This is a genomic window from Agromyces sp. NPDC055658 (assembly GCF_053618155.1).
Genome location: NZ_JBSHHD010000018.1, coordinates 1 through 26,727, shown reverse-complemented (window position 1 = coordinate 26,727; position 26,727 = coordinate 1). Strand labels below are relative to the sequence as shown.

Annotated in this window: 24 protein-coding genes; 14 read left to right on the top strand and 10 right to left on the bottom strand. The window is 71.9% G+C overall.

All coding sequences use genetic code 11. From position 1 onward, the window contains the following. The first annotated feature begins 313 nt into the window (after positions 1–313). Complete coding sequence (locus ACWGPE_RS10265; protein WP_452048638.1) at positions 314–2,674, top strand: beta-N-acetylglucosaminidase domain-containing protein; 2,361 nt, start codon at positions 314–316, stop codon at positions 2,672–2,674. A 216-nt stretch (positions 2,675–2,890) separates the two neighbouring features. Here the strand turns inward: ACWGPE_RS10265 and ACWGPE_RS10260 are convergent, their stop codons facing one another. Then, positions 2,891–3,793 (bottom strand): aminoglycoside phosphotransferase family protein, encoded by a 903-nt coding sequence (locus ACWGPE_RS10260; RefSeq protein WP_452048637.1) that lies wholly within the window; start codon positions 3,791–3,793, stop codon positions 2,891–2,893. A gap of 50 nt (positions 3,794–3,843) precedes the next feature. Beyond that, positions 3,844–4,380 (bottom strand): dihydrofolate reductase family protein, encoded by a 537-nt coding sequence (locus ACWGPE_RS10255; protein ID WP_452048636.1) that lies wholly within the window; start codon positions 4,378–4,380, stop codon positions 3,844–3,846. A gap of 245 nt (positions 4,381–4,625) precedes the next feature. Here ACWGPE_RS10255 and ACWGPE_RS10250 point away from each other — a divergent pair, with 245 nt between their 5' ends. The 3 genes from ACWGPE_RS10250 (at position 4,626) to ACWGPE_RS10240 (ending at position 6,757) form a co-directional block, all read left to right on the top strand. Beyond that, a complete protein-coding gene (locus tag ACWGPE_RS10250; RefSeq protein ID WP_452048635.1) occupies positions 4,626–5,507 on the top strand; it encodes an RNA polymerase sigma-70 factor in 882 nt (293 codons plus the stop codon). Next, entirely contained in the window at positions 5,494–5,856 is a 363-nt protein-coding gene (locus tag ACWGPE_RS10245; RefSeq protein ID WP_452048634.1) for a hypothetical protein, read from the top strand. The genes ACWGPE_RS10250 and ACWGPE_RS10245 overlap by 14 nt, the downstream gene beginning before the upstream one ends. 130 nt (positions 5,857–5,986) lie before the next feature. Continuing rightward, complete coding sequence (locus ACWGPE_RS10240; protein WP_231431943.1) at positions 5,987–6,757, top strand: SDR family oxidoreductase; 771 nt, start codon at positions 5,987–5,989, stop codon at positions 6,755–6,757. A gap of 28 nt (positions 6,758–6,785) precedes the next feature. On the opposite strand, the gene ACWGPE_RS10235 is transcribed toward ACWGPE_RS10240, so the two are convergent. Then, positions 6,786–7,493: a response regulator transcription factor gene (locus ACWGPE_RS10235; protein WP_231431944.1), complete on the bottom strand. Its 708-nt coding sequence runs from the start codon at positions 7,491–7,493 to the stop codon at positions 6,786–6,788. After that, entirely contained in the window at positions 7,486–9,576 is a 2,091-nt protein-coding gene (locus tag ACWGPE_RS10230; RefSeq protein WP_452048633.1) for an ATP-binding protein, read from the bottom strand. Before ACWGPE_RS10230 ends, ACWGPE_RS10235 begins: the two co-directional genes overlap by 8 nt. 195 nt (positions 9,577–9,771) lie before the next feature. On the opposite strand from ACWGPE_RS10230, the gene ACWGPE_RS10225 reads away from it, so the two are divergent. Then, positions 9,772–10,272 carry a hypothetical protein gene (locus ACWGPE_RS10225; RefSeq protein ID WP_452048632.1) on the top strand — a complete coding sequence of 167 codons (501 nt, stop codon included), beginning with the start codon at positions 9,772–9,774 and terminating at the stop codon, positions 10,270–10,272. Beyond that, positions 10,256–11,791 (top strand): multicopper oxidase family protein, encoded by a 1,536-nt coding sequence (locus tag ACWGPE_RS10220; protein ID WP_452048631.1) that lies wholly within the window; start codon positions 10,256–10,258, stop codon positions 11,789–11,791. The genes ACWGPE_RS10225 and ACWGPE_RS10220 overlap by 17 nt, the downstream gene beginning before the upstream one ends. A gap of 143 nt (positions 11,792–11,934) precedes the next feature. On the opposite strand, the gene ACWGPE_RS10215 is transcribed toward ACWGPE_RS10220, so the two are convergent. Continuing rightward, positions 11,935–13,527 (bottom strand): ABC-F family ATP-binding cassette domain-containing protein, encoded by a 1,593-nt coding sequence (locus tag ACWGPE_RS10215; protein ID WP_452048630.1) that lies wholly within the window; start codon positions 13,525–13,527, stop codon positions 11,935–11,937. 274 nt (positions 13,528–13,801) lie between these two features. Here ACWGPE_RS10215 and ACWGPE_RS10210 point away from each other — a divergent pair, with 274 nt between their 5' ends. Then, positions 13,802–15,772 carry an AarF/UbiB family protein gene (locus ACWGPE_RS10210; protein WP_452048629.1) on the top strand — a complete coding sequence of 657 codons (1,971 nt, stop codon included), beginning with the start codon at positions 13,802–13,804 and terminating at the stop codon, positions 15,770–15,772. A 41-nt stretch (positions 15,773–15,813) separates the two neighbouring features. Continuing rightward, positions 15,814–16,470, top strand: a complete 657-nt coding sequence (locus ACWGPE_RS10205; protein ID WP_231431950.1) for a CatA-like O-acetyltransferase — start codon at positions 15,814–15,816, stop codon at positions 16,468–16,470. 9 nt (positions 16,471–16,479) lie between these two features. Here the strand turns inward: ACWGPE_RS10205 and ACWGPE_RS10200 are convergent, their stop codons facing one another. Then, positions 16,480–17,550, bottom strand: coding sequence for a winged helix DNA-binding domain-containing protein (locus tag ACWGPE_RS10200; protein WP_452048628.1), 1,071 nt, complete (start codon positions 17,548–17,550; stop codon positions 16,480–16,482). A 101-nt stretch (positions 17,551–17,651) separates the two neighbouring features. On the opposite strand from ACWGPE_RS10200, the gene ACWGPE_RS10195 reads away from it, so the two are divergent. After that, entirely contained in the window at positions 17,652–18,137 is a 486-nt protein-coding gene (locus ACWGPE_RS10195) for a hypothetical protein (protein WP_376930997.1), read from the top strand. 11 nt (positions 18,138–18,148) lie between these two features. On the opposite strand, the gene ACWGPE_RS10190 is transcribed toward ACWGPE_RS10195, so the two are convergent. Continuing rightward, positions 18,149–18,943 carry an SDR family NAD(P)-dependent oxidoreductase gene (locus ACWGPE_RS10190; RefSeq protein ID WP_452048627.1) on the bottom strand — a complete coding sequence of 265 codons (795 nt, stop codon included), beginning with the start codon at positions 18,941–18,943 and terminating at the stop codon, positions 18,149–18,151. Between the two features lie 62 nt (positions 18,944–19,005). Between ACWGPE_RS10190 and ACWGPE_RS10185 the strand changes: the two genes are divergently transcribed. The 3 genes from ACWGPE_RS10185 (at position 19,006) to ACWGPE_RS10175 (ending at position 23,209) form a co-directional block, all read left to right on the top strand. Next, entirely contained in the window at positions 19,006–19,596 is a 591-nt protein-coding gene (locus ACWGPE_RS10185) for a TetR/AcrR family transcriptional regulator (RefSeq protein ID WP_452048626.1), read from the top strand. Between the two features lie 90 nt (positions 19,597–19,686). Beyond that, positions 19,687–21,771, top strand: coding sequence for a galactose-binding domain-containing protein (locus tag ACWGPE_RS10180; protein ID WP_231431955.1), 2,085 nt, complete (start codon positions 19,687–19,689; stop codon positions 21,769–21,771). A 70-nt stretch (positions 21,772–21,841) separates the two neighbouring features. Next, positions 21,842–23,209 (top strand): glycosyltransferase, encoded by a 1,368-nt coding sequence (locus ACWGPE_RS10175; RefSeq protein WP_452048625.1) that lies wholly within the window; start codon positions 21,842–21,844, stop codon positions 23,207–23,209. Here the strand turns inward: ACWGPE_RS10175 and ACWGPE_RS10170 are convergent. The 3 genes from ACWGPE_RS10170 to ACWGPE_RS10160 all read right to left on the bottom strand — a co-directional run bounded on the left by ACWGPE_RS10170 (position 23,184) and on the right by ACWGPE_RS10160 (position 25,163). Further along, positions 23,184–23,501, bottom strand: coding sequence for an ArsR/SmtB family transcription factor (locus ACWGPE_RS10170; RefSeq protein WP_452048624.1), 318 nt, complete (start codon positions 23,499–23,501; stop codon positions 23,184–23,186). The two genes, ACWGPE_RS10175 and ACWGPE_RS10170, sit on opposite strands and share 26 nt — an antisense overlap. Beyond that, complete coding sequence (locus ACWGPE_RS10165) at positions 23,498–23,980, bottom strand: SRPBCC domain-containing protein (protein WP_452048623.1); 483 nt, start codon at positions 23,978–23,980, stop codon at positions 23,498–23,500. Before ACWGPE_RS10165 ends, ACWGPE_RS10170 begins: the two co-directional genes overlap by 4 nt. A 121-nt stretch (positions 23,981–24,101) precedes the next feature. Continuing rightward, positions 24,102–25,163, bottom strand: coding sequence for an NAD(P)-dependent alcohol dehydrogenase (locus ACWGPE_RS10160; RefSeq protein ID WP_452048622.1), 1,062 nt, complete (start codon positions 25,161–25,163; stop codon positions 24,102–24,104). Between the two features lie 101 nt (positions 25,164–25,264). On the opposite strand from ACWGPE_RS10160, the gene ACWGPE_RS10155 reads away from it, so the two are divergent. Then, on the top strand, positions 25,265–25,957 hold the full coding sequence (locus ACWGPE_RS10155) for a TetR/AcrR family transcriptional regulator (RefSeq protein WP_452048621.1): 693 nt from the start codon (positions 25,265–25,267) through the stop codon (positions 25,955–25,957). Between the two features lie 80 nt (positions 25,958–26,037). Next, positions 26,038–26,505: a VOC family protein gene (locus ACWGPE_RS10150; RefSeq protein WP_231431961.1), complete on the top strand. Its 468-nt coding sequence runs from the start codon at positions 26,038–26,040 to the stop codon at positions 26,503–26,505. Positions 26,506–26,727 lie beyond the last annotated feature (222 nt).

The window sequence follows — 26,727 nt, the reverse complement described above, 5'->3', positions numbered from 1 at the left end:
GGCACCCGTGATGCGGTCGCGCGGGTGACATCGGGGGGCACGAGATCATCTTGCCCCTTGACGCCTCGACGACGAATCGCATAGGTTCGAACCAACTTAGTTTACTAAGTCAACAAAGTGGGCCTGATGCTCGGGATTTCTTCCCGTGGCGCGAGTCCCGCGGTCGGGGATTGGCCGCGGGACTCCGGCTCCGTCTGCGCGTTCCCTACCGCGATGCGTCGTGCTGCGCGCCGACGGCCGGCGGCATGCGCCGCTGCATCCGAGGCCCCGAACCGCGTCACCCAGAGACAGAGTCGTCGAGAAGTTGGAGGCAATGATGCAATCGATCCGCAAGACGTTGGCCACGGCGGGAGTGTGCGCCGTCGCCCTGGCCGGGGTGCTCGTGCCGCTCCCGGCCGCGGCGGCCCCACCGGCCGGTGCCCTGCCCACGGTGAGCCCGACCCCGCAGTCGATCGATCGCGCCGGCTCCGACCTCAACGTGCCCGCGCGCGTCGAGGTCGTCGTCGACGGCGGCACCGACGCCGCCGCGCTCGCCGCACTGCGCGACACCCTCACCGCCCACGGCGTCGACCGCATCGACGAGCGCGCGAAGCGCTCGGGCACCGCCCCGCTCACGATCGAGTTGGGTGCGGCATCGCGTGGCGACATCCAGGCCGCGCTCGGCGAGACCGACGTTCCCGACCACGCAGAGGGCTACGCGATCCGCGCCGACGCCACGGGCGGTCCGCTCGGCACCGTCGCGCTCGGCGGCGTCGACGCGGCGGGCCAGTTCTACGCCGTCAAGACGCTCGAGCAGCTCTTCGTACCGAAGGACGACGGCGGCTACCGCATCGCCGGCGCCTCGGTGAGCGACTTCCCGTCGATGCCGCTGCGCGGCACGATCGAGGGCTTCTACGGCAACCCGTGGACCCACGAGGAGCGCCTCGACCAGCTCGGGTTCTACGGCGACGTCAAGGCGAACACCTACATCTACGCCCCGAAGGACGACCCGTACCACCGCGACAAGTGGCGCGACCCGTACCCCGCCGACAAGCTCGCCGAGCTCGGCGACCTCGTGCAGACGGCGACCGACAACCACGTGCGGTTCACGTTCGCCCTCTCCCCCGGCAACACCGTCTGCTACTCGAGCGACGCCGACTACCAGGCGCTCACCGGCAAGCTGCAGCAGATGTACGACCTCGGGGTGCGGGCGTTCAACATCCCGCTCGACGACATCGACTACGGTCGCTGGCACTGCGACGCCGACCGCACGAAGTTCGGTGCGCCGAGCGGCCGCACCGCCGGCATCGCGCAGGCCTGGTTCCTCGACCGGGTGCAGAAGGAGTTCATCGAGACCCACGAGGGCGCGTACCCGCTGCAGATGGTGCCGACCGAGTACTACAACACGACCGACTCGGGCTACAAGACCGCCCTGCGCGGCATGGACGAGGACGTCGTCGTGATGTGGACCGGTGAGGGCGTCGTGCCGCAGGAGGTCACGGTCGCCCAGGCGCAGAAGGCCGCGACGGTCTTCGGCGGTCCGACCTTCCTCTGGGACAACTACCCCGTGAACGACTACGGCCAGACCTCCGGTCGCCTGCTGCTCGCACCGTACGACAGGCGCGAGGCCGGCCTCGGCGAGTACCTCTCGGGCATCGTCTCGAACCCGATGAACCAAGCCGCGGCGAGCAAGATCGCGATCTTCGGCGTCGCCGACTTCACGTGGAACGACGAGGCGTACGACGCCGAGCACAACTGGTCGCAGGCACTGCGATTCATCGCGAACGGGGATGCCTCGACCGCCGCTGCGCTGCGCGTCTTCGCCGACCTGAACCACCTCGCGCCGAGCTTCGGAGCGCCGTGGCAGCCGCAGTCGCCCGAGCTGAACGCCCGCATCGCGGCCTTCTGGACGAGCTGGGAGGCCGGCGACAAGGCCGGCGCCGTCGCCGACCTGCGCGAGTACGCGGTCGCCATCGCCGAGGCGCCCGACGCGATCCGGAGCGGACCGACCGACCCGGCGTTCCTCTCCGACGCGAGCCCATGGCTCGACGCGACGACCCTGTGGGGCGAGGCGACCGTCACGCTGCTCGACGCCGTGCAGGCGAGGATCGACGGCGACGAGGCCTCCTCTGCCTCGCTCGCGACCGCGGCGAAGGCGACGGCCGCCGAGGCCGCCGCGATCGTGGTCGATCCGGCCGACAACACCTGGGGCAAGGCCAAGGTGCGCATCGCCGACGGCGTGCTCGACGTGTTCCACGGCCGCATCGGGTTCACCCTCGCGATGTGGGAGGCCGGTGACGTCGTGAACGTCGCGCCCAAGGGCACGGCGACCGCGTCGAGCGTCGAGGTGCCGCAGTTCGGCACCAAGAACGTGAACGACGACAACCTGTCGACGCGCTGGGCATCGGGCTACAGCGACGACTCGTGGGTGCAGGTGAAGCTCGCCGAGCCGACGGTCGTGCGCGGCATCACCCTCAACTGGGAGTCGGCCTGCGCGAACGCCTACGAGCTGCAGACGTCGAACGACGGCGTGACGTGGACGACGATCCGCACGGTCGACGACTCGACCTGCGCGCTCGACCTGTTCACGGTCGACGAGGCCGACCCGGTGCAGTACGTGCGCATGCAGGGCATCGACCGCAAGACCACGTGGGGCTACTCGATCTGGGAGTTCGGCATCTACGCGGCGAAGTAGCACTCCGGTCGGTCGAGCAGGCGCGCGGCGCCGTTTCGACACCACCGGCTGAACCGGTGCCCTTCGGCTCGTGCGAGCGGAAGGGCACCGGTCGTCCGACCGCGGGTCGTCCACTCGAGCTGTGCCGGTTCCCCCTCACGATGAGGCGGAACCGGCACAGGTGGTCGGACCATGCCGGCGCCGACCTCGCGGGCCCACCGGGTCGGGAGCGGCGGCTCAGCGCGAGCGGGCGAGCACGGCGTGCAGCCGCGCCCGGCACTCCGCGACGAACTCGGGGAACGTCTCCCAGTAGTACGCGACGCCCGAGACGGCGACGCCGATCGCCCAGGCGCGGGCTCGCAGCCAGGTCGCCTCGTCGAGCTCTGCCGCCGCGAAGTAGGCGTCGCGGGCCTCGGCCGGCAGGTCCCAGACCGCCGCGTGCTCGGCGTCGGGTGCACCGACCGAGAGCGCGCCGAAGTCGATCACGGCGTGCAGGCGGCCGCCGCGCACGAGCAGGTTGCCCGGGCGCAGGTCGCCGTGCAGCCACACGTGGCCGGCCGTCGAATCGGGCAGCTCCACCGCCGCGCGCCACCATCGTTCGAGCAGGTCGATGTCGAGGTCGTGCCCGACGAGCGGTCGGCACTCGTCGAAGTAGCCGCCGATCCACCGGTCGGCATCGCGAAGGCTTCCGCCGCGGTACCAGCTGAGGTCGCCGTCTCGGGTGGCGCCCATCAGGTCGATCGCGTGCAGCTCGCGGACGAACGTCGCGAGGTCGGCACCGAACGTCGCCCAGTCCTCGACGTTGTGCGCGTCGGGCACGGCGCCGTCGATCCAGCGCACGACGGCCCACTCCGACGGGTACTCGCCGCTCGGCTCACCCGCGTGCTCGGGCGACGGCACGCGAAGCGTCAGCCGCGGCGCGAGCCGCGGCACCCATTCCCGCTCCTTGCGCAGCGACGCCGCCTTGTCACTCGTGCGAGGCATCCGCACCAGCAGGTCGTCGCCCAGGCGGAACATGCGGTTGTCGGTGCCGGCGCCCGCCTCGACGATCGGCAGCTCGGCCCACGCGGGCCGGTCGCGGCGCAGCAGCGCAGCGACGAGCGCGGCGTCGATGTGCAGTTCGTCGTCGTGCAGGCGCATCCGCCCATTCTGCCGGTCAGCGCTCGTCGCTCGGCGCGGTCGCCTCGAACTCAGCGCAACGGCGCGTACTTCGCCACGATGATGCCCGAGTCGTACACCTGCGTGTCGAGCAGTCGCAGGCCGACGGGATGCGGCGAGCGCAGCCGGTCCTCGGCGTTGCCGACGATGAACGGGTGGATTCCCGCGTGCACCTCGTCGACGAGCCCCGCATCGACGAGGGCGGCCGCGACATCGCCGTAGCCGTGCGAGATGATCGAGTCGTACCGGTCGAGGAGCCCGCGCACGTACTCGGCGACATCGCCCTCGATGAGGGTGCAGTTCCAGTCGAGCGGCTCGGTCAGCGTCGTCGACGCGACGTACTTCGGCAGCGCGTTGTAGTGCGCGGCGAATCCCCGTTCGTCGGTCTGCGCCGGCCAGTACTCGCGGAAGAACTCGTAGCTGCGTCGACCGAGCAGCACGGCGTCGGCGCCGAACACGAGTTCGTCGCTCGCGCGCTGCAGCCCCGGATCGTTCTCGTCGAACCAGTGCTCCATCTGGTCGAAAGCCCCGTCGAGCGTCATTTCGAATGAGATCGTGACTTTGCCCATGCGCCCCAGCCTGCCCCGCACCCCGGTCGATGTCACGGACGGATGGCACTGAAGACCGCGAGAACCCGAACGCTGTGCCGCGCGCCGGTGCCGGGATGCCTCGGGCCCGCGCCCGAGGCATCCCGACGTATCATCCGGAATGTCTCCCACACCGATTCCGGCGACGCCGTCACATTCGCACGAGGCATCCGGTCTCAGTCAGCGAGACGGCTGCAGTCCCACCCCTCCGACCGACGGGAGCCCGCATGGAGGCGAACCTCGACGACGCCCTGACCGCGTTCGAGCGCGTGCGCGGAAGGCTGTTCGGCATCGCCTACCGCATGCTCGGCAGCGCAAGCGAGGCCGAAGACCTCGTGCAGGACGCGTGGCTGCGCTGGCAGGGCACCGACCGCACGGTCGTCGACGATCCGGCGGCGTTCCTCGCGACCACCACGACGCGACTCGCGATCAACGCGCTGCAGTCGGCGCGCGCCCGCCGCGAGACCTACGTCGGGCCGTGGCTGCCCGAACCCGTCGACACGAGCGCCGATCCCACGCTCGGCGCGGAGCGTGCCGAGGCGCTCGGCTTCGCGGTGCTCGTCATGCTCGAGAGGCTCAGCCCGACCGAACGCGCCGCCTACGTGCTGCGCGAGGCGTTCGCGTACCCCTACGACCAGATCTGCGAGATCGTGCAGGTCTCGGAGGCTGCGGCGCGCCAGCTCGTGAGCCGGGCCCGCAAGCACCTCGCGGGCGACCGTCGCCGCGCGGTGCCGGCGTCGGAGCAGCGGCGGCTGCTCACCGCCTTCCTCGCCGCGGCGAAGACGGGCGACCTCGTCGCGCTCGAGCGACTGCTCGCCGAGGACGTCGTGTCGTACTCCGACGGCGGCGGAGTCGTGCGCGCATCGAAGGTGCCGGTCGTGGGGCGAGAGCGCGTGGCGAAGTTCGTGCGCGCGTTCCACACCCATTTCTGGGACGGCGTCGACCTCACCGAGGCCGAGACGAACGGTCAGCCGTCGGTGCTGCTCTCGAAGGAGGGCGCGACGTTCGCCGTGATCACGATCGTCACGGGTCGCGACGGCATCGACCAGGTGCTCTGGATGATGAACCCGGACAAGCTCGGCGCGGTGGCTTCCCGTGCCGCCTCGTGAACCGGCCGTCCGGCTTCTCGCCGCGCTGCGAACGGGCGATGACGTCGCGCTGACGGCCTGCCTGCACCGCGACGTGCGGCTCGTCGTCGACACGGGCGACGAGACGGGCGGCGAACTCGTCGGGCGCGGCAGCGTGGTGCGCGCCCTCGTCGAGCGGCTGACGAACGGGGTGGATGCCTCGCTGGAGGCGTCGCAGGTCAACGGCTGCCCGGGACTCGTGCTGCGACAGGTCGACGGCGAAGTGATCGGCGTGCTCGGCGTCGACGGCGGCGACGCGATCGACGGGCTTTGGCTGTCGACGGCGCCGTCGAAGCTCGCCCACTGGAACGGCCGGCCGACGGTCCGGTGAACGGCGCGGTCGACGGCCGGCCGACGCGATCGACCGATTCCGTCGATTCCGTCACAACCGCGCGGCCTGTCCGGTCAGAGCTGTGTGAGGGCGGCGGATCGGCCGCAGCCCGGGACGGAAGGCACCAGTCATGAAGATCGTCGTCATCGGAGGAACGGGCCTCATCGGCTCGAAGGTGGTCGAACTGCTCGCCGAGCACGGACACGAAGCGGTCGCCGCCTCGCCAGGCACGGGCGTGAACACCATCACGGGCGAGGGTGTCGCCGCGGCGCTCGCCGGCGCCGATGTCGTGGTGGACGTCTCGAACTCGCCGTCGTTCGCCGACGACGACGTGCTCGCCTTCTTCACGACCTCGACGAGCACGCTGCTCGAGGCCGAGCGCCGAGCGGGCGTCGGCCACCACGTCGCGCTCTCGATCGTCGGCGCCGAGCGCCTGCCGCACAGCGGCTACCTGCGCGCCAAGGTGGCGCAGGAGCACCTCATCGAGGAGTCGGGACAGCCGTACTCGATCGTGCGGGCCACGCAGTTCTTCGAGTTCGCGACCCGCATCGCCGACGAGGCGACCGTCGACGGCGTCGCGACCCTGTCGACGGGGCTGATGCAGCCGATCGCCGCCGCCGACGTCTCAGCAGCGGTCGCCCGCGTCGCCGCAGGCGCACCGTTGAACGGCACCCTCGAGATCGGCGGGCCCGAGCGCATCGGCCAGGACGAGTTCGTCCGCGCCGGCCTCGCCGCGAAGGGCGACGCGCGCATCGTCGTCGGCGACCCCGAGGCGCCCTACTTCGGCACGAAGCTGCGCGGCACCGAGCTCGTGCCCGAGAGCCCCGGCGCCCGGTTGTCGACCCTGACGTTCGCCGAGTGGCTCTCGGCCCAGGCGGATGCGCCGGCGCCCGCGAAGTAGCCGTCGGGCGCGGCGGCTGAGCCCGGACTCACCGATCCCGGCCCTCGTCGGCGCCCCCGGCGCCGTCGTTCTTCAGGAAGGCGAGCACCGCCGCCACCCGCCGGTGCACGCCGGACTCGGGCAACCGCAGCTTCGTGAAGATCGCGTTCACGTGCTTCTCGACGGTCGAGGTCGAGAGGAACAGCGACTGCTCGATGCCGGCGTTCGTCTTTCCCGCGGCCATCTCGCGGAGCACCTCGAGCTCACGGGCCGAGAGCCGCGCCAACGGGCTCGATGCCCCTGACGCCGTGCGGCGGCGCACGAGGGTGTCGACGATCTGCGGGTCGATCACCGAACCGCCGGTGCACACCTCTCGGAGCGCGTGCACGAGGTCCTCGAGGTCGCCGATGCGATCCTTCAGCAGGTAGCCGAGGCCGGCCGAGCCGTCGGCGAACAGGGCGAGCGCGTAGCTCTCGTCGGCGTGCTGCGAGAGCACGACCACCCCGGTCGAGGGCGACGACGCACGGATGGCGTGCGCGGCCTCGATGCCCTCCATGTGGTGGCTCGGCGGCATCCGGATGTCGGTGAGCACCGCATGCGGCGCGAGGCGGCGCACCGCATCGAGCAGCTCGGTGGCGTTGCCGACCGCGGCGACCACGTCGACCTCGCCCGAGTCCTCGAGCAGGCGCCGCAGCCCCTCGCGCACGAGGTAGTTGTCCTCGGCGATCACGACGCGCAGCACGCCCGGGTCATCCATGCGCGCCTCCCTGCGCCGCGGGCGGCTCCTCGCCGGCCACCCCGTCGACCGGCAGCTCCACGAGCACGGTCGTGCCGGAGGGTTCGCGTGCCGACACGCGCACCGTCCCCCGGAGTGCGGCGACCCGGTCCCGGATGTTCGCGAGCCCGCCGTGCGACACCGGCTCCGCGCCGCCCGCCGGCGCCCCGATGCCGCGACCGTCGTCGCTGATCGAGATGCGCAGATGCCCGTTCGACCGTGCGAGCACCACCGTCGCGTGCATCGCGTCGGCGTGCTTCGCCGTGTTCGCGAGCGCCTCGCGCACGACGTAGTAGGCGGTCGTCTCGACATCCTCGGGGTACCGCTCGGCGCGCACCGCGGCGTCGGCGTCGACCGAGAGCGCGATCGGGTACCGCGCGACACCCGACTCGACGGCGGCGACGAGCCCGTTGTCGCTCAGCACGGGCGGGTGGATCCCTTGCGCGAGCTCCCGCAGGTCGGTGAGCGTCTCGCGGGCCTGGTCCTGCAGTTCGGTGAGCTCGGCCGGGGTGAGTTGACCGCGCTCCAACCGGTTGCGGGCGAGGCGCAGCCCCGCGATCTGCGCCACCACGTTCTGCTGGATGCCGTCGTGCAGGTCGCGTTCGAGACGCCGGCGCTCGTCGTCTTGCGCAGCCACGAGCCGCTCCCTCGAGGCGGTCAGCTCTTCGAGCTGCGCCGCGAGCTGCGCCGTGAGGCGCACGTTCGCCACGGATGCCGCGGCCTGGCCGGCGACCGTGCGCAGCAGTGCGCGCTCGGCGTCGTTGTAGTCGCCGTGATGGCGCGGCCCGACCTCGATGCTGCCGAGGGTCTCGTCGCCGCGGACGAGCTCGGCGGCGAGCGCCGGCGAGGCGGCTCCCCCGTCCTCGCCGGCGACGCCGAGCGGTTCCGCGGCGAGCCCGCCGTCGCCCGACGCGAGCCGGATGCGCACCCACGAGGCATCGAGGCCGTCGCGCACCGCCTCGGCGAGCCGGTTCAGGAGGTCGCGGGGCTCGCCCGCCTCCTCGAGGCGCGCACCCAGTTCGCTGAGCAGTTCGAACTGCCGCTCGCGGTCGCCGAAGAGCCTGCGGTGGATCCAGCGCTGCATCCACGTGCGCACCGGCAGCAGCGCGATCGCGACGAGCGCGGTGATGAGCACCGCGGGCACGACGCGCAGCCGACCCGACAGCAGGATCGCCGGCGTCGCGACCGCGATGCCGTAGAAGACCGTGATGAGCAGGTTCGACGAACGCGAGACGGCTCGCCCGCGGTCGTCGGGGGCGACGTCGAAGGCGCCGTAGCGGAAGATGCCGTGCACGGCGACGATCGGGATGGCGATGAGGGTCGCGTAGACGATCACCTCGCCGACTCCGGGCCACGGCAGCACCGGCCACAGGAGGAACGCCGCAGCCGAGGCCACGACGGTGATCGCCATCGATCGAGTGCGGGCACGCACCTCGGGCGCGCCGAACAGCGCACGCGAGCCGAGCACCGCGAGAGCGAGGAGAACCGCGGGCCACGACTGGACGAAGACCGCGTACACGAACGGCGCCGCCCACTCGAGCCACGGCACGGCGTACTGGTTCGGGATGCCGTCGCCCGAGATGCCGATGTAGGGCGACATCACGAGGTGCGGCGAGGTGAGCAGCGTCAGCGGTCCCACGAGCATCGGCATCCAGAGGAAGGCGACGACGACGCGCTGCCAGCGCCGCTCGGGCACGCCGTCGGGGAACGTCGCGAAGACGATGAGGAACGCCGACGTGGCGGCCGCGTCGGCCGTCAGGCCGATCATGTTGAACAGCGGGAACCACGGCTCCACGATGAGCTCGATGTTGCGCTGCACGAACGTCTCGTATGCCGACCCGACGAGGATGGCCGTCGCCGCGAGCGCGATGAGCACCGCCGTGCGCGACCTCGAGACGGTGAGCAGCCACAGGCCCAGCACGAAGAGCGGCACGGCTCCGAGGATGGGCCATGCGAGCCCGTGGTCGGCGTCGGCCTCGACGAAGCCGCGCTGCACGACGATGTAGACGAGCGCGGCGACCCCGATCGGGCCGAGCGTCGCGAGACAGACCCACCTGCGGTTCACGGTTCCATCGTCCTCCTGTCGGGCATCGCGCGGGAGGGGGCGGTCCGTACCCGCCCTTGGGGGCCAGCCTCCATCCGGCGTGCGGTGCACCGCCACGAGGCATCCGGCCCGCCGTGTTCCGGCGCCGACCGGACTCCGCGACCGTCGAAGGCGAGCGGATGCCGCGGACCGGCGCCGCACGAAGGAGAAGGCATCATGCGCAAGCTGTACTCGGGCCTCGCCTGGACCGTCGCGGGCGCCGTCGTCGTGCAGGCCGCGGCGATCGCGTTCGCGTTCGGCGGCATGCTCAATCTCATCGCCGAGGGCGGCGTCGTCGACAAGGCGCTGCTCGAGAGCTTCCAGGCCGGCGGCGTCGGCGAACTCGGCTTCATGATCCACGGGCTCGTCGGGGGCCTGCTGATCCCGCTCGTGGCGCTCGCCCTCGTGATCGTGTCGTTCTTCGTGCGCGTGCGCGGGGCGAAGCTGTGGGCGGCGCTCACGCTCGGGCTCGTGGCGCTGCAGGTGGCGCTCGGCTTCGCGATCGTCGGCTCGCCCTACCTCGGACTCATCCACGGGGCGAACGCGCTCGCGATCGTGGTGGCGGCCTCCGTCGCCGCGCTGCGCGTGCGCCGGGCGCGACTGGCCGATCGGGCGAGTGCCGACGCCGCGTCGGGGTCTCGCTCCGAGGGGGCGAGCACCGATGCCGTCGCGGCGTGACCTCCTGCGGTGCGCCGTCGTCGGCGTCGCGGTCGCGACCGCGCTCGGCGCCGGTGCGCTCGCGTGGAGCTCCACGCTGCTGGGCGAGTATTCCGTCATGGGCATGGGCTCGGGAGGTACGACCGGCGGAGCCGGGCACGTGGGCCACGGCGGGCAGGGCGCCGCGGCGGGCGGCGCCGCCGAGGCATCCGGCCTGCTCGACACCGTGAGCGTGACCGACCTCGCCGCCGACCCCGACCGCCCGGCCGACGTGCGCGTCGAACTCGTCGCCCGGCAGGGCACCGTCGACGTGCCCGGCGGCCGGTCGATCGAGGGCTACACGGTGAACGGCACGTCACCGGGACCCGAGATCCGCGCCAGGCAGGGCGACCTCGTCGAGGTCGTGCTCGTGAACGAATCGGTGGCCGACGGCGCGACGCTGCACTGGCACGGCATCGACGTGCCGAACGCCGCCGACGGCGTCGCGGGCATCACGCAGGACGCCGTGCCCGTCGGTGGCCGCCACGTCTACCGGTTCGTCGCGGCCGACGCCGGCACCTACTGGTACCACTCGCACCAGGTGTCGCACGTGCAGGTCGAGCGGGGACTGCTCGGCGCGATCGTGATCGAACCGGCCGAGCCGGACGGGCGGATCGCCGCGCCGACCGACGGCTCGCCGATCGACGTCACCGCGCTGCTGCACATCTACGGCGGCCAGCACACCCTGAACGGCCGCGTCGCCGACGAGCGCGTCTCGGCGCCGCCCGGTTCGGCGGTGCGGGTGCGCGTCGTGAACACCGACCAGGGCACCGCCGCCGTGTGGGCGGGAGCACCGTTCCGCGTCGTCGCCGTCGACGGCCACGACGTGCACGAGCCCGGCGAGATCGAGGGGCAGCGCGTGCTCGTACCGGCGGGCGGCAGGGTGGATGTCGCGGTGCGGGCGCCCGACCGCGGCGCTGTGCGGCTGCACGTGGGCGGCGCCCGCAGCATCGTCATCGGCGACGCGTCCGCCGAGGCATCCGCCCCGCCGGTTCGCCAGCCGTCGACGACCCTCGACCTGCTCGCCTACGGAACGCCGGAGCCGCTCACCTTCGACGCGGCCTCGCCCGACCGCAGCTTCGACTACGTGATCTCACGCCGGTTCGGCATCATCGACGGCCGCCCGGGCAACTTCTGGACGATCAACGGCCGCATGTTCCCCGACGTGCCCATGTTCGAGGTCGCCGAGGGCGACGTCGTCGCGATGCACGTCCGCAACGACTCGGGCGACGTGCACCCCATGCACCTGCACGGCCACCACGTCGTCGTGCTCGCGCGCGACGGGGTCGCCGCCTCGGGCAGCCCGTGGGTCGTCGACACCCTCGACGTGCACCCCGGCGAGACGTACGACCTCGCCTTCGTCGCCGACAACCCCGGCATCTGGAGCGACCACTGCCACACGCTCCCCCACGCGGTCGACGGGCTCGTCGCGCATGTCATGTACGAGGGCGTCACGACGCCGTTCACGATCAACGGCGAGGCGGGCAACCGGCCCGAGTGACCGCGGGCGCGCTTCTCGTGTGCCCCGGGTGCCGGGCGGCGGCGGGCGGCGCCTGGCGGCTGGCGGTGAATCCGTTGCGTGTCGCGGCCGACATCGCGGGCGGTGCCCCGGTCGACGGCCGCGGGCGCCGTGGGTTGCCGGCCCTACAGCGCTCCGGTCGCGGGCTTCTCGACGACGCGCCCGCCGCCCTCGAACACGAGCAGGCGGTCGGCGAGCTTGTCGACGAAGAACCGGTCGTGCGACACCACGACCACGGCGCCCGGGAAGTGCGTGAGCGCGCGCTCCATCACCTGCGTCGAGGTGATGTCGAGGTGGTTCGTCGGCTCGTCGAGCACGATCACGGCCGCACCCGAGAGCAGGCACTGGGCGATCGCCACGCGCGCCCGCTGGCCGCCCGAGAGGTTGCCGATCTTCTGCTGCAGGTCGGCGTCGGAGAACTGCAGCATCGCGAGGAACCGGGCGACGCTCTTCTTCGTCGCCGTGAACGCGAGCGAGTCGGGGTAGGCGTTCACGGCGTGGCCCACGGTGTCGGTCAGGTCGAGCTCGGCGTAGACCCGGTTGTACGACACGAACCGCGCGCCCTTCGCCCAGCGCACCGAGCCCGCGTCGGCCGCGGCATCCTCGGTGAGCACGTCGAGCAGGGTCGACTTGCCCGAGCCGTTCGAACCGATGATCGCGACCCGGTCGCCGCGTTGCAGGTCGAACGACACGCCCTCGAAGAGCGGGTCGCCGCCGAAGCCCTTCGTCAGCCCGGTCACGGTGAGCAGGTCGTTCGAGACCTTGAGCCCGTCGTAGATCGAGGTGATGATCTGGTCGATGGGGCGGGGCGCCTGCCGCTTCTTGATGTCGGCGAGCCGGCGCGCGACGGCGTTCGACGGGTTGCGCGCCGCCTCGCGACGGGCGGACGCGGCGGCCTGCTCGTACGCGAGCAGCTCCTCTTCGTGCGCGAACTGCTTCTCGAGCATCTTGAGCCGCGACTGCTTGGCGTGCACGTAGGCCGAGTAGTCGCCCTCGTACTCCTGCAGTCGATAGTTCTCGATCTCGATGATTCGGTCGACGACGCCGTCGAGGAACTGCCGGTCGTGCGACACGACGAGCACGGCGCCCGCGAACGTCTGCAGCCAGTTCTCGACCCACTTGACACCGTCGAGGTCGAGGAAGTTCGTCGGCTCGTCGAGCAGCAGCACGTCGGGCGCCTGCACGAGGATGAGCGCGAGCGCCGCCCGGTTTCGCCATCCGCCCGAGAGCCGATCGACCGGCAGGGCGCGCCGCTCGTCGTCGAAGCCGAGCCGGGTGAGCACCGTGTCGATCGTGGTCTCGTAGGTCCAGCCGCCGATGTGGTCCATGCGCTCGAACAGCTCGCCCTGCTCGGTGAGGAGGCGCGTCATCTCGTCGTCGCCCATGGGCTCGGCGAGCGCGAGCCCGATCTCGTCGAGACGGGCCTGCGTCTCGTGCACGTCGGCGAAGTGGGCGCTCAGGGTCTGCTGGATGCTCTGCTCGCCGTCGAGCTCGGAGAACTGCGAGAAGTACCCGATCGTCGTGCCGAGCGTGACGTCGCGCGTGCCGCCCGACGGCTCGTGGCGGCCGAGCACGACCTCGAGCAGGCTCGACTTGCCGGTGCCGTTCTTGCCGATGAGCCCGACGCGGTCGCCCTTCTTGAGCTTCAGGAACGCCTCTTTCAGCACGGGCCGCCCGTCGAACTCGATGCTCACGTCGTTCAGGCGGATCAGGCTCACGTGGGTCCTCGGTTTCGGGGGTCGGGGTGCGTTCGGCGCGCTGCGGCCGAATGGCGAGACGGATGCCTCGAGCCGGCGTCGAGTCTACCGACGGTGCCTGCGCGCCCCGGATGTTCCGACGACTCGCGTCGACCGTTCGTCAACGTGCGAACGCGGCGTTGCGGGTCCAACTTTCGATGGTCGACTGAGTCCCACGCCGTGTGCAGCGCCGGCTTCGCGCCGCGTTGGCTAGCGTGAGCGGTGGCGGCCGCCCGGCCGCAGGCGGGAGTCTGGGATGGACGTCGGCGACGTGCTGCTCAACGTGGCGCTCATGATCGCGCTCACCCTGCTCTTCCTCGCCGTGCTGACCGCGTTCGTCCGGCGCGTGCTCGGCGTGCGGGTCGGCATCGTGCGCATCGTGATCGCGGGGTTCGTCGGCCTCGCCGCCGAGGTCGGGTTCGAGTCGCAGGTCGTCTGGGGCAAGCAGGACTACAGTGCCGCGCTCCTGCCGGTGCAGCTCGGCATCGTCATGTTCGCGGCGGTCGCGTTCCTGGTGATCGCCGAGATCATCGTGCCGCCCGGATCCATCCAGCGGCCTGACCAGTGGCTGCCGTCGTTGCGGCGCAGCGCCGCGCGCACCCGCCGCTACACCGAGATCTCGCGCATCGCCGTTCGACATGGACTCGTGCCCTTCCGGCCCAACGCCGAGCCGACGGCCGCCGGCCACGCCGAGCGCACCCGGCAGGCCATCGCCCTTCGGGCCGCGCTCGAGGACGCCGGTGGCGCGTTCGTGAAGCTCGGCCAGGTGCTCTCGACGCGCAGCGACGTACTGCCGCCCGAGTTCGTCGCCGAGCTCAGCCGGCTGCAGCAGCGGGTGCCCCCGGCCCAATGGGCCGAGGTGCGCGCCCTGCTCGAGGCCGAACTGCCGCGGCCGATGGGCGACGTGTTCGGTGCCTTCGACGAGACCCCGCTCGCCGCGGCATCCATCGGGCAGGTGCACCGGGCGACGCTCGCGTCGGGCGAGCCCGTCGCCGTGAAGGTGCAGCGTCCTGGCATCGTGCCGCTCGTCGACCGCGACCTCGACATCGTGCTGCGCCTCGCCGACCAGCTCGACCGGTCGACGGAGTGGGGCCGGTCGCTCGGCGTACGCGGGCTCGCCGAGGCCTTCGCCGCGAACCTCCGCGAGGAGCTCGACTACCGCATCGAGGCGGCGAACATGGCGGCGATGCGCGCGACGCTCGCGACGCATCCGGCGCGGGAGCGCGTCAGCGTGCCCCGCCACCACGCCGAGCTCAGCGGCGAGCGCGTGCTCGTGATGGACCTCGTCGAAGGCCGCACGCTCAGCGATCCGGCTGCCCTGCAGGGACGCTCCGGCGACGAACGCGCCGAACTGGCCGACCGTCTCTTCTCCTCGGCCATGACGCAGATCATCGACGACGGCGTCTTCCACGCCGACCTGCACCCCGGCAACATCGTGATCGTCGACTCGGGCGAGATCGTGCTGCTCGACTTCGGATCGATCGGGCGGCTCGACTCCGAACTCCGGCGCCAGATCGGGGAGGTGCTGCTCGCGTTCTACCGCGGCGACGCCCGCAGCTTCGGCGACGCACTGATCGGGCTGGTCGAGCTCCCCGACGACCTCGACGAGGTCGCCCTGCGCCGGCGGATCGGGGCGTTCATGTCGCGCCGGCTCGGCCCGGGCGGCACGGTCGATGCCACCGTCGTGACCGAGATGGTGCGACTTCTCGCCGAGAACCGCATCGCGGTGCCCGGCGATCTCGCCGCAGCGTTCCGCGCCATCGGCACGCTCGAGGGGACGCTCCGCCTCGTGAAGCCCGGGTTCGACCTGCTCACCGAGGCGGAGGGCTTCGCCAAGACCCGGGTCGCCGAGGCGACGCGCCCGTCGGCGCTCTTCTCGACCGCCGTCGACGAGATCGGCGGCCTGCTGCCGATGCTGCGCCGCATGCCCCGGCGCGCCGACCGCATCAGCGCGGCGCTCGCCGACGGACGCCTCTCGTTCAACGTGCGCCTGTTCGCCGACCGTCGCGACCGTTCGCTCGTGCGCGATCTCGTGAACCTCGTCGCCGTCGCGTTCCTCGCGGGGGTGTTCGGCATCATGGCGGCGATGCTGCTCGTCAGCGAGGGCGGGCCGGAGGTCGCGCCCGACTTCACGCTCTACCAGCTCTTCGGCTACCTCCTCGTGATCGTCTCGGGGCTGCTGACGCTCAAGGTGCTGTTCGACGTCTTCCGGCGGCGCACGCCCTGAGCGACGTCGATCGGCGGGGTCGGCGTGGAAGGATCGAACGCATGCCGACGCCCACCCCGATCGACCTCGACAGCTGGCCCCGCCGCGAGGCCTTCGAGCACTACCGGCACCGCGTGCCCTGCACCTACGCGATGACGGTCGAGATCGACGCGACCGCGTTCGTCGCCGCACTGCGCGCCTCGACCCGCAAGACCTATCCGGCGCAGATCTGGGCGATCGCGAACGTCGTCAACCGGCATCCCGAGTTCCGCATGACGCTCACCGACGACGGGGCACCGGCGACGTGGCCGGTCGTGCAGCCCGCGTTCACGGTGTTCAACCCCGAGCGCGAGACCTTCGCCGCGGTGTCGGTGCCGTACGACGCCGATTTCGCGCGGTTCCACGACGCGGCGGCCGAGGTGCTCGCGAGTGCGTCGTCGGCGACCGAGATGTTCCCGCAGGGCGGCCTGCCCGCGAACGGCTTCGACGTCTCGAGCATCCCGTGGGCGAGCTTCACCGGGTTCACGCTCCAGCTCGACGGCGGCTCGAACCACTTCGCGCCGATCTTCACGCTCGGCCGGTACGTCGAGCGCGACGGGCGCACGCTGCTGCCGCTGGCGGTGCAGATCCACCACGCGTCGGCCGACGGATTCCACACCGCGCGCCTCGTCGGCGAACTCGAGCAGCTGTTCGCCGACCCGTCGTGGGTCACCGCCTGAGCACGTCGCTCAGGCGGCGTCGAACGTCACGCGGGGTTCGAGCCCGAGGAAGGCGGCGTAGCGCGCGGCAGCGTCGTCGATCGCCTGCCGCTCGCGCGCGTCGAGCGCCCGATGCGGCCGCAGCGCGAAGGTGACCGCCTTCGCCGTGACCGTGCGCTTCATCGCCGCGACGAGCTGGGCGTCGACGAGGGCCATGCCGATCGCCGTCTCGCGCTCGCGCGGCACGACCCCCTCGGAGTCGATGACCCAACGCGAGTCCTGGTAGCCGCGGTACATCTCGTCGAGCACCTGCAGCAGGTGGCCGGCCGGTTCGAGCGCCCCCGCGGGCGGACCGCCGGGTGCGTGCCAGAAGGTGCGCCCGTCGTGCTCGAACGACTCGAGCCGGTCGGCGGCAGCGGCGATGCCGCGGCGCGCGTCGGTGACGGTGAGCGTCGCCCAGTACGCGAGATCGCGCTCGGTCGCCGGGCCGTGGGACGTGCAGTAGCGCAGCGCGAGTTCGGCGAGCGCCTCGTCGCGATCGAACGGACGCGCGGGCGGCACCCGCTCGCTCATGAGCGCGTACGTGTGCTCGCCGTCGCGCGGCGCACCGCTGCAGACGAGCCCGAGCATCTCGAGCTTGCCGACGACGAGCATGAGCTGCTGCCCCGTGAGCTCGGTTCCGCGTTCGGCGAGCGCGGCGCCGAGGTCGGCCCTGGTGCGATCGGATGCCTCGCCGAGCACCCGCTCGATCGTGTCGGCGATCGCCGTCATGCGATCGGCCACCTGCGTCAGCTGCTGGTCGAACACCGGCAGCACCCGCGGCGCCGTCAGCTCGAGGAGCCAGCGCACGTCGTCGGCGTGCACGTAGTGCCAGGTCGGCCGCAGCACATGGGTGCGGATGACGCGCCCCGACGCGAGCGCATCGGCGAGGTCGGCGGCCTCGGGCGCCGAGGTGCGCGTCGCGACCGCCCACGCCGACTGCGAGGCGTTCTCGGCCTGCAGGGCGAGCAGCGATCGCACGACCTGCTCGGCGTCGTCGCGGGGCGTGGCGAGCGACTGCGATCGCAGCCTCCAGCGGGCGATGTCGCGATCGGTCGTCATCTCTCGAGCGTAGGGCGAGCCGCCGTCATCCCGGCAGGCGGAAACCGTTGCGACCGCAACCGGTGCGCTGCCAACATGGGCTGACCGCAGAACGGAGTCCGATGACCGACGCAGCCGCGCCCGCGAACGCACCGACGTCGCCGCCCGCTCGGCAGTCCGAGCCGCCGAGGTGGGCGATGCTGCTGCTCCGGGTTCGCGGGCTGCTGCTGAGCGGCGCGTTCGCCGCGATCGTCTACGGCGCGCTCACGCACGCGAGCCGCAGCGCCTGCCCGACGCAGACCGGCGACGTCTCCGCCGCGCAGTGCCAGACGTACACGCTCGGTCCGAGCTGGATCGTGGTCGCCGCGATGGCCGTCGCCTTCTTCGTCGGGCTCGGGGCCGCCGCGCGGCGTCCCGATCCGCTCGCCGCGCTGCGCTCGCTCGACCGCACCCGGGTGGTCATCATCTCGATCGCGCTCGGCTCGATCGTCATCAGCCTGGTGTGGTTCTGGATGCTGCCGGTGCAGCAGGTGCTCGACCAGGGCGGCAGCCTCTGGTTCCCCTTCCCGTTCGGTGCGGTGACGAGCGACTTCACCACGACGGGCTGACGCGCCGATCGTCACCGCGACGACGACAGGACGCGCCCGCTGGCGCCCAGCGCGAGCCTTCGGGGCATGAACCCGACGAGCCTGCTGGTCAGCGCGTTGGCCCGGCCCGAGACGACGCTCGCGGGAGTGCGGCGCCGGTCGAGGCGACGCAGGGCGAGCGAGACGACCTGCTCGGTCGTGCGGAAGCGGCCGACCGCCGCGTTCTCGGTGCCCACGACGTCGAAGAACTCGGTCCGCGTGGCTCCGGGGCTCAGCGCGAGCACGCGCAGGCCGGAGCTCCTCGTCTCGTACGCGAGCGCCTCGGTGAAGCTCAGCACGAAGGCCTTCGACGCTCCGTAGACCGCCATGTTCGGGCACGGCTGGTACGCCGCGGTGCTCGCGATGTTCACGAGCGCACCGCGTCCGTCGCGCACCATGTCGGGCAGGAACTCGCGGGTGATCGACACGAGCGCGGCGACGTTCACCTGGACGAGCTCGGCGATGCGCGAGGCATCCGCCTCGGCGAAGGCGCCCTTCATGCCGAAGCCGGCGTTGTTGACGAGCGTCTGGACGCGGATGCCCCGCCCCTCGAGTTCGGCCCGCAGCGTCGACGCGGCGTCGGGTCGCGCGAGGTCGAGCGCGATCGGCGTCGCCGTCACGCCGTGCTCGTGCTCGATGCGCCGGGCGAGGTCGCGCAGCCGGTCGTCGCGGCGGGCGACCAGTACGACGTCGGCGCCGCGGCGGGCGAGTCGCGTCGCGAACTCGGAGCCGAGGCCCGAGCTCGCGCCGGTGATGAGAGCGGTGGTTCCGGTGAAGTCGGTGGTCATAACCGCAAATGTAGACAGTGCCAGCATTGTTGTCAATGCCTACTTTCGGATAGGGTGCAGGGGTGACCGAACGCGCGTACCACCACGGCAACCTGCGCCAGGAGCTCCTCACCCGCGCTTGGGAGACGATCGACGCCGACGGCCTCGACGCCCTCTCGCTCCGGCAGCTCGCGCGCGACGTCGGCGTCAGCCACGGGGCATCCGGCCGCCATTTCGCCGACCGCACCGCCCTGCTCGACGCGATCGCCGTCACCGGCTTCGAGCGCATGAACGCGGCGCTCGAGGCCGCCGTCGCGACCGAGCCTGGCTTCGACGGGCGGCTGCGCGCAGCCGGCCTCGCCTACATCGGCTTCGCGGTCGAGCACCCGGCGATCCTCGACCTCATGTACAAGGCGAAGCACCACCCCGATGCCTCCCCCCGACTGCTCGAGGTCAGCCGCGCGAGCATGGCCGCGGTCGTGGCGCTCGTCACCGAGGCACAGGCGAAGGGCGAGATCCGCGAGGGCGACGTGGAGCGCCAGGCGCTGGTCGTCTTCGCCGCGGTGCACGGCGTCGCCGCGCTCGCGACCGACGACCTGCTCGACGGCGTCGCCTGGCAGGACGCAGCCGACGCGACGATCGCGGTCGTGCTCGGGGCATTCACCGCTGCATGAGCCGACCGAGCCCCACGCGAATACTCTGGGACGCTTGACTGGGACGATCGACCCACAATACGCTGCGTGCCATCGAGCAAGGAGGCTCACATGGCGCACCACGTTCACTCGAGATCCGCCGCAACACCGCTCGCCGACCGTCGGCGACGACGCTCCATCCGCTCCATCCTCGGCATCGCCGCGATCGGCGCACTGCTCATCACCATCCCCGTCGCTCCGGCGGAAGCCGCCGAGAACTGGTGGGATGCCCCCGCCCGCCCGGCCGTCGACGTCGAGCTCAACGTCACCGGGGCCCCGATCACCGGCGCACCCGGCGGCGAAGTGCGCGGCTTCATCGACTCGCACACCCACCTCAACTCCAACGAGGGCTTCGGCGGCCGCATGATCTGCGGCGCCCCGTTCTCGCCGAACGGCGTCGCCGACGCCCTGAAGGACTGCCCCGAGCACTACCCCGACGGCAGCGGCGCCCTCTTCGAGAACCTCACGAGCGACCCCGACGGCCACCACGACCCGGTCGGCTGGCCGACGTTCGAGGACTGGCCGAAGACCACCTCGATGAGCCACCAGGCCTCGTACTACGCCTGGATCGAGCGCTCGTGGCGAGCAGGCCAGCGCGTGCTCGTCAACGACCTCGTCACGAACGGCGTGATCTGCTCGCTGCCGATCATGCCGAAGGACCGCTCGTGCGACGAGATGGGCGCGATCCGCCTCGAAGCGCAGAAGGTGCGCGAGATGGAGTCGTACATCGACGGCATCTACGGCGGCCCCGGCAAGGGCTTCTTCCGCATCGTGACGACCCCCGACGAGGCGCGGGAGGTCATCGAGAGCGGCCGGCTCGCCGTCGTCATCGGCGTCGAGATGAGTGAGCCGTTCGGCTGCAAGATGATCCTCGACGTCGCGCAGTGCTCGAAGGCCGACATCGATCGCGGCCTCGACGAGTTCAAGGCGATGGGCGTGTCGAGCATGTTCCTCTGCCACAAGTTCGACAACGCGCTCTGCGGCGTGCGCTTCGACACCGGCACGCAGGGCACGATCATCAACGTCGGACAGTTCTACTCGACCGGCACGTACTGGCAGACCGAAGCCTGCACCGGGCCCGCGCACGACAACCCGATCGGCAACGCCGAGGTGCCCGAGGAGCTGCCCGGCGCCGACCCGCCCACCTACCCGTCGGGGGCGCAGTGCAACACCCGCGGCCTCACCTCGCTCGGCGAGTACGCCCTGCGCGCGGCGATGTCGCGCAGCATGATGATCGAGCTCGATCACATGAGCGTGAAGGCCGCGGGCCGTGCCCTCGACATCCTCGAGGCCGAGGACTACCCCGGCGTGCTCTCGAGCCACAGCTGGATGGACGACACCTGGACCGAGCGCCTCTACCGGCTCGGCGGCTTCAAGACGGGCTACCCGCATGCGGCCGAGGGCTTCCTCGGCGAATGGCGCGCGAGCGCCGCGCTGCGCGAGCAGTACGGCAAGGGCTACGGTTTCGGCCTCGACTTCAACGGCGTCGGCAGCCACCCGGCGGGAGGAACCGCGCCCGTGCCGGTCTCGTACCCGTTCACCGCGGCCGACGGCCGCACCACGGTCGACCGGCAGGTGAGCGGCGAGCGCACGTTCGACATCAACACCGACGGGTTCGCGCACTCGGGCCTCACCCCCGACTACATCGAGCAGCTGCGGCTCGCCGGCGGCGGACAGGCCCTCGTCGACGACCTCATGTCGGGCGCCGAGTCGTACCTGCAGACCTGGCAGGCGACGCTCGACCACGAGAGCACGCAGAATCTCGCCACCGGCAAGCCGGCGACGGCGAGCTCGAGCGAGTGGAACCCGTTCACGAGCTACGCCCCCGGGCGCGCAGTCGACGGCAAGGGCAGCACCCGCTGGGCGAGCGGCAACTGGGGCGTGAACCCGCAGTGGTTGCGCGTCGACCTCGGCGAGTCGCTGCCGATCAGCCGGGTCACGGTGAACTGGGAGCGTTCGGCCGCGAAGAAGTACGACGTGCAGCTCTCCGACGACGGCCAGAACTGGCGCACGGCGTGGTCGACGACGTCGGGCGACGGCGGACTCGACACGGCCGCCTTCGCACCGACGAGCGCCAGGTACGTGCGCGTGCTGTGCACCGAGCGTACGACCGACTACGGCTACTCGATCTGGGAACTCGGCGTGTTCGGCGGGTGATGCGGGGCCGTGCCGCGGCTCAGCGTCAGCCCGGATGCCTCGGCACGGCCACCCCCGTAGGCTCGCGCCCATGAACGCCCGGGCGCCGGCCACCACCTCGCACGCGTACCTCGTCGCGCTCGCCGACGGCGGCGGCACCGTTCCGGTCGAGCTCGGGGTCGTGCGCCGACTCGTCGAGCGCGGGCACCGCGTCACCGCGATCGTCGACGCGAGCATGCTCGAGGCGGCCCGCGGCACCGGCGCCGACGTCCGCACCTGGAGCGCCGCGCCCGCCGGCGTGTACCGCGACTGGGCGATCCGCAATCCATTCGAGATGGCGCGCGGCATGGCCGAGCACTACCTCGCCGGCCCGGCGGCCGGCCAGGCCGACGACATCGTCGCGGCCATCGACGCGGCGCGCCCCGACCTCGTCGTCACCACGTTCTTCACGGTCGGCGCGATGATCGGCGCCGAGGCTCGAGGCATCCCGTTCGACGTGCTCATGCCGAACATCTACATCGCGCCCGCTCCGGGGCGCCCGCCGGGCGGTGCCGGCCTGAAGCCGATGACCGGCCCGCTCGGCGGCCTGCGCGACCGGGTGGCGTCGAGCGGCACGACGCGGCTCCTCGACCGCTACACGCTCGCGACGCTCAACGACGTGCGTGCGGTCCACGGCCTCGCCCCGATCGGCACCACGTGGGACCAGCTGCACCGCGCGCGACGCGAGCTCGTGCTGACCACGGCCGAGTTCGACTTCGCCGGTGCGTTCGGCCCGAACGTGCGGTTCGTCGGCCCCGTGCTCGATGATCCCGCCTGGGCGGCGGACCCCGAGTGGACGCCGCCGCCCGGTGACGCGCCGCTCGTGCTCGTCGCGATGTCGTCGACCTTCCAGAACCAGGCCGACTGCCTGCAGCGCATCGTCGACGCGCTCGGCGCGCTGCCCGTGCGGGGGCTCGTGACGACGGGGCCCTCGATCGAGCCCGGTGAGCTCCGGGCTCCCGAGAACGTCGTCGTCGAGGCATCCGCCCCGCATGCCGCGGCGATGCACGCCGCGAGCGTCGTCGTGACGCACGGCGGGCACGGCACCGTCATGAAGGCGCTCGCGGCGGGCCGCCCGCTCGTGATCCTGCACCACGGACGAGATCAGGTCGACAACGCCGTACGGGTCACGGAGCGGGGCGCCGGCCTCGCCGTGCCGCGTCGCGCCGCGTCGCCGCGCATCGCGAGGGCGGTCGCCGAGGTGCTGGGCGACGGGCGCTTCCGACTCGCGGCCGAGCGGCTGGGCGCCTCGATCCGGCGGGATGCCTCGAGCGGCGCGCTGCTCGACGAACTCGAGCGAGTCGACCCGGCGGGCGCGGGCACGGTCTCGACCACGCCCGACGATTCGCAGACCCGGGAATACCCGGGGGCATCTGCGAGAAGCCGGAGAGCCGTCACAGCCCCTCCGCGATCTCCTTGATCGCGGCCAGGCGGCGCTCCCACTCGCGCCCCACCGCGTCGAGGCGTGCCGCCGTGGCGCTGAGCGACGCTCCGAGCACGCGGTAGCGCACCTCGCGCCCGACGCGCACGGGCTCGACCAGCCCGACCTCCTGCAGCACGGCGAGGTGCTTCGCGATCGCCTGCCGCGACACCGGCAGGCGCCCGGCGAGGGCCGACGCCGAGGCATCCCCCTCGCCGAGTGCCGCGAGGATGCTCCAGCGCGTCTCGTCGCCGAGCGCCGCGAACACGGGAACCAGCGTCGCAGTGCTCATGCGTCGCCCTCGAGCAGGGCGACGAGCTTGTCGAGTTCGGAGACCCAGCCCTCGGCGTGGTCGGCCATGTTCGCCGCCGGGTCGCTCGTGCGGTCGAACCCGGTCTCGACGACCGTGAGCTCGGTGCCCTCGTCGACCTCGTCGAGGGTGAACGTGAAGACGGTCGTGGTCGTCTCGTCGATCGCGCCGCCCGCACGGCGCACCGCGTCGTCGTTGCCCCAGCGGTACACCACGCTGCGCGGGGCGTCGATCGCCTCGACGCGGATCGGAATCACGCCGTACCCCTCGAACGTCATCGTTCCGGTCGCGCCGGCACCGGCGCCGTCGAGCACCGTCTGCCCGAACCACCGCGAGATGTGCTCGGGCTCGGTGACCGCGCGCCACACCTTCTCGATCGGTGCGGCGATGCGGATCGTGCGTCGCACCGTGAATGCGCCCTCGTCGACGACGGATGCCTCGTTGCGGGTCTGACTCACCATGGTCGCGCTCCTTCCAGCGGATGCTGCAGTGGATGTCTCGGCGATCGATCGATCACCTGCAACTTCATAGTTGCACAAGGTGGATCGGAGCGCAACCCCACGATTGCATGTCGCCGACGGTTCAGCCCATGCGCAGCACGACGCTCCCACGCTTGTGCCCGCCGTCGACGTAGCGGTGGGCCTCGACGATCTCGTCGAGCGCGTACGTGCGATCGATGACGGGGCGCAGCGCGCCAGTCTCGGCGAGGGCGACGAGCCGCTCCATGCCGTCGGCGCCCAGCTCGCCGCCGCGATGGTCGACGACGAGCCCGCTCCGGCGCGCCTGCCGACCCGCCCTCAGCATGCCGGCCAGGTCGGTGATCACGAGCAGCAGCGCGCCGCCGGGACGCAGCAGGTGCGCGACGCGGCCGAACGGCGCGTTGCCGACGCATTCGACGATCACGTCGTAGCGTGCCGGCCCGCCCGACGCGGCCCCCGAGTCGACGTCGCCCGCCGCGAAGTCCTCGCGGGTGTGGTCGACGACGCGAGACGCCCCGAGCGAACGCACGAGCTCGGCGTTGCGTCCGCTCGTGACCGCCGTGACCCGGGCCCCGCGCGCCGTCGCGAGCTGCACGACCGCCGAGCCGACCGCGCCGGAGGCGCCGTTCACGAGCACCTCGCTGCCCGGCCCGATCGCGACGCGGTCGAGGTAGCGGAGCGCCGTGTGTCCGCCGAACACGATGGCGACGGCCTCTTCGAACGAGAGGTTCGCGGGCTTGCGGGCGACCTCGCCGTCGGCCGCGATCGTGACGTACTCGGCGTGGCACCCCATGCGCGAGCCGCGCATGACGACGACCTCGTCGCCGACGGCGAATCGCACGACCCCCGCGCCGACCGCCTCGACGACGCCGGCGGCATCCATGCCGAGCACGCGCAGCCGCGGTCGGAAGAGCCCGATCGTCGGCGCCACGACGAGCGCGAGCCCGCGCGGCACCCGGCGGGTGCGCAGGCGGTGGTCGGCGATGCTCACGGTCGACGCCCGTACGCGCACGAGCAGCTCCCCCGGCCCCGGCTCGGGGCGGGGCACGTCGACGACGCGCGCGACCTCGGGCGCGCCGAAGCGGTCGATCCGGGCGGCCCGCATGGCGCCGCGAGTGGCGGCGGGTGCGTCGGACGTCGATCCCTGGCGTGATGCGGTGGACATGATGCGCTCCCTTACGTCGTAAGTCTTACGTCGTAAGATACGCCGCCGCGGAGCCTACGTCCAGACCCTCCAGCCGATTACCTGACGTTGTACGGTGAACTATGGCCAGAACCGCGACGCGCAGCCCGCTCAGCCGTGAGCGCGTGCTGCAGACCGCGCTGCGCCTCGCCGACCGCGACGGCCTCGACGCCCTCACGATGCGCGCCCTCGCCGACGAGCTCGACGTCGAGGCGATGTCGATCTACTACCACCTGCCCAACAAGCACGCGATCCTCGACGGACTCGTCGAGCAGGTGTTCGCCGAGGTCGAGGTCGAGATCGGCGGCTTCGCACCGCCGACCGAGCGGGACGCCGCGGACTGGCCGACCGCGCTCCGCTCGCGGATCCTCGGTGCGAGGCGGGTGCTGCTGCGGCATCCCTGGGCGCCGAACCTCATGAACACGCGCGGTGCGCCGGGCGTGCTCGCCGTGCGGTACGCCGACGGCGTCGTCGGCATCATGCGGGCCGGCGGGCTCTCGCACGACCTCATCCACCACGGACTGCATGCGATCGGCAGCCGCATGTACGGCTACGTGCAGGAGCTCAACGACGACAACTCGGCCGACCCGCCCGGCGACCCCGCCGAGTTCGCCGCACTGGCCCCGCACCTCGCCGCGATGCTCGCCGACGTCGTGCACGACGACCCCGACTCGACCCTCGGCTGGTGCGACGACCAGACCGAGTTCGAGTTCGGGCTCGACCTGCTGCTCGAGGGCCTCGAACGCCGTCGGGCGGCCGAGGCGTCCACGGCCTAGCCGCCACCCCCGGTATCGCGACCGACCCGACCGGCGTATCGTGGCCGCCGGAAGCAAGGGCCGAACAAGGGGGTTCCGACATGGCCGAGCTCGCACCCATCCAGCCGTGCCTGTGGTTCGACGACCAGGCACGCGAGGCGATGGAGTACTACGTCGGCGTCTTCCCGAACTCGCGCATCACGCGCATCGACGAGTATCCCGACGAGTCGCTCGACGAGCACTTCGCAGGCATGAGCGGCAAGGTGCTGAACGGGCAGTTCACCCTGAACGGGGTCGACTTCGTCTGCCTCGACGGCGGACCGCTGTTCACGTTCAACGAGTCGATCTCGTTCGTCGTCTCGTGCGCCGACCAGGCCGAGATCGACCGCTACTGGGCGGCGCTCTCGCACGTGCCCGAGTCGGAGCAGTGCGGCTGGTGCAAGGACCGGTTCGGCGTGAGCTGGCAGATCATCCCGGCGAACATGGGCGAGCTGACGAAGCGCCCCGAGCAGATCCAGGTGATGATGCGGCAGAAGAAGGTCGTGATCGCCGAGCTCGAGAACGCGTAGCGCGCACTGCGCAGGCGGCGGCCGGATGCCTCGGCGGTCGCTCGGCTCAGCGCCATGCCCGTCGCCGCGATCGTCCGCGCTCATCGCCGTGCTCGCTGCTGGGCCTGCTCGTCGCACTCGGCTGAGCCGACTCCCCCGATCGGTGACCGGCCGGCCGGATGCGCCCGCCGAGGCATCCGGCCAGGGTCGCGCGACGAGCCCGCACGCGATCATGGGCGACCG

Coding starts and splice junctions, on each gene's coding strand:
- ACWGPE_RS10265 (WP_452048638.1), top strand. CDS start 314: ATGATGCAATCGATCCGCAAGACGTTGGCCACGGCGGGAGTGTGCGCC.
- ACWGPE_RS10260 (WP_452048637.1), bottom strand. CDS start 3,793: ATGCGCCTGCACGACGACGAACTGCACATCGACGCCGCGCTCGTCGCT.
- ACWGPE_RS10255 (WP_452048636.1), bottom strand. CDS start 4,380: ATGGGCAAAGTCACGATCTCATTCGAAATGACGCTCGACGGGGCTTTC.
- ACWGPE_RS10250 (WP_452048635.1), top strand. CDS start 4,626: ATGGAGGCGAACCTCGACGACGCCCTGACCGCGTTCGAGCGCGTGCGC.
- ACWGPE_RS10240 (WP_231431943.1), top strand. CDS start 5,987: ATGAAGATCGTCGTCATCGGAGGAACGGGCCTCATCGGCTCGAAGGTG.
- ACWGPE_RS10235 (WP_231431944.1), bottom strand. CDS start 7,493: ATGGATGACCCGGGCGTGCTGCGCGTCGTGATCGCCGAGGACAACTAC.
- ACWGPE_RS10225 (WP_452048632.1), top strand. CDS start 9,772: ATGCGCAAGCTGTACTCGGGCCTCGCCTGGACCGTCGCGGGCGCCGTC.
- ACWGPE_RS10220 (WP_452048631.1), top strand. CDS start 10,256: ATGCCGTCGCGGCGTGACCTCCTGCGGTGCGCCGTCGTCGGCGTCGCG.
- ACWGPE_RS10210 (WP_452048629.1), top strand. CDS start 13,802: ATGGACGTCGGCGACGTGCTGCTCAACGTGGCGCTCATGATCGCGCTC.
- ACWGPE_RS10205 (WP_231431950.1), top strand. CDS start 15,814: ATGCCGACGCCCACCCCGATCGACCTCGACAGCTGGCCCCGCCGCGAG.
- ACWGPE_RS10200 (WP_452048628.1), bottom strand. CDS start 17,550: ATGACGACCGATCGCGACATCGCCCGCTGGAGGCTGCGATCGCAGTCG.
- ACWGPE_RS10195 (WP_376930997.1), top strand. CDS start 17,652: ATGACCGACGCAGCCGCGCCCGCGAACGCACCGACGTCGCCGCCCGCT.
- ACWGPE_RS10190 (WP_452048627.1), bottom strand. CDS start 18,943: ATGACCACCGACTTCACCGGAACCACCGCTCTCATCACCGGCGCGAGC.
- ACWGPE_RS10180 (WP_231431955.1), top strand. CDS start 19,687: ATGGCGCACCACGTTCACTCGAGATCCGCCGCAACACCGCTCGCCGAC.
- ACWGPE_RS10175 (WP_452048625.1), top strand. CDS start 21,842: ATGAACGCCCGGGCGCCGGCCACCACCTCGCACGCGTACCTCGTCGCG.
- ACWGPE_RS10170 (WP_452048624.1), bottom strand. CDS start 23,501: ATGAGCACTGCGACGCTGGTTCCCGTGTTCGCGGCGCTCGGCGACGAG.
- ACWGPE_RS10165 (WP_452048623.1), bottom strand. CDS start 23,980: ATGGTGAGTCAGACCCGCAACGAGGCATCCGTCGTCGACGAGGGCGCA.
- ACWGPE_RS10160 (WP_452048622.1), bottom strand. CDS start 25,163: ATGTCCACCGCATCACGCCAGGGATCGACGTCCGACGCACCCGCCGCC.
- ACWGPE_RS10155 (WP_452048621.1), top strand. CDS start 25,265: ATGGCCAGAACCGCGACGCGCAGCCCGCTCAGCCGTGAGCGCGTGCTG.
- ACWGPE_RS10150 (WP_231431961.1), top strand. CDS start 26,038: ATGGCCGAGCTCGCACCCATCCAGCCGTGCCTGTGGTTCGACGACCAG.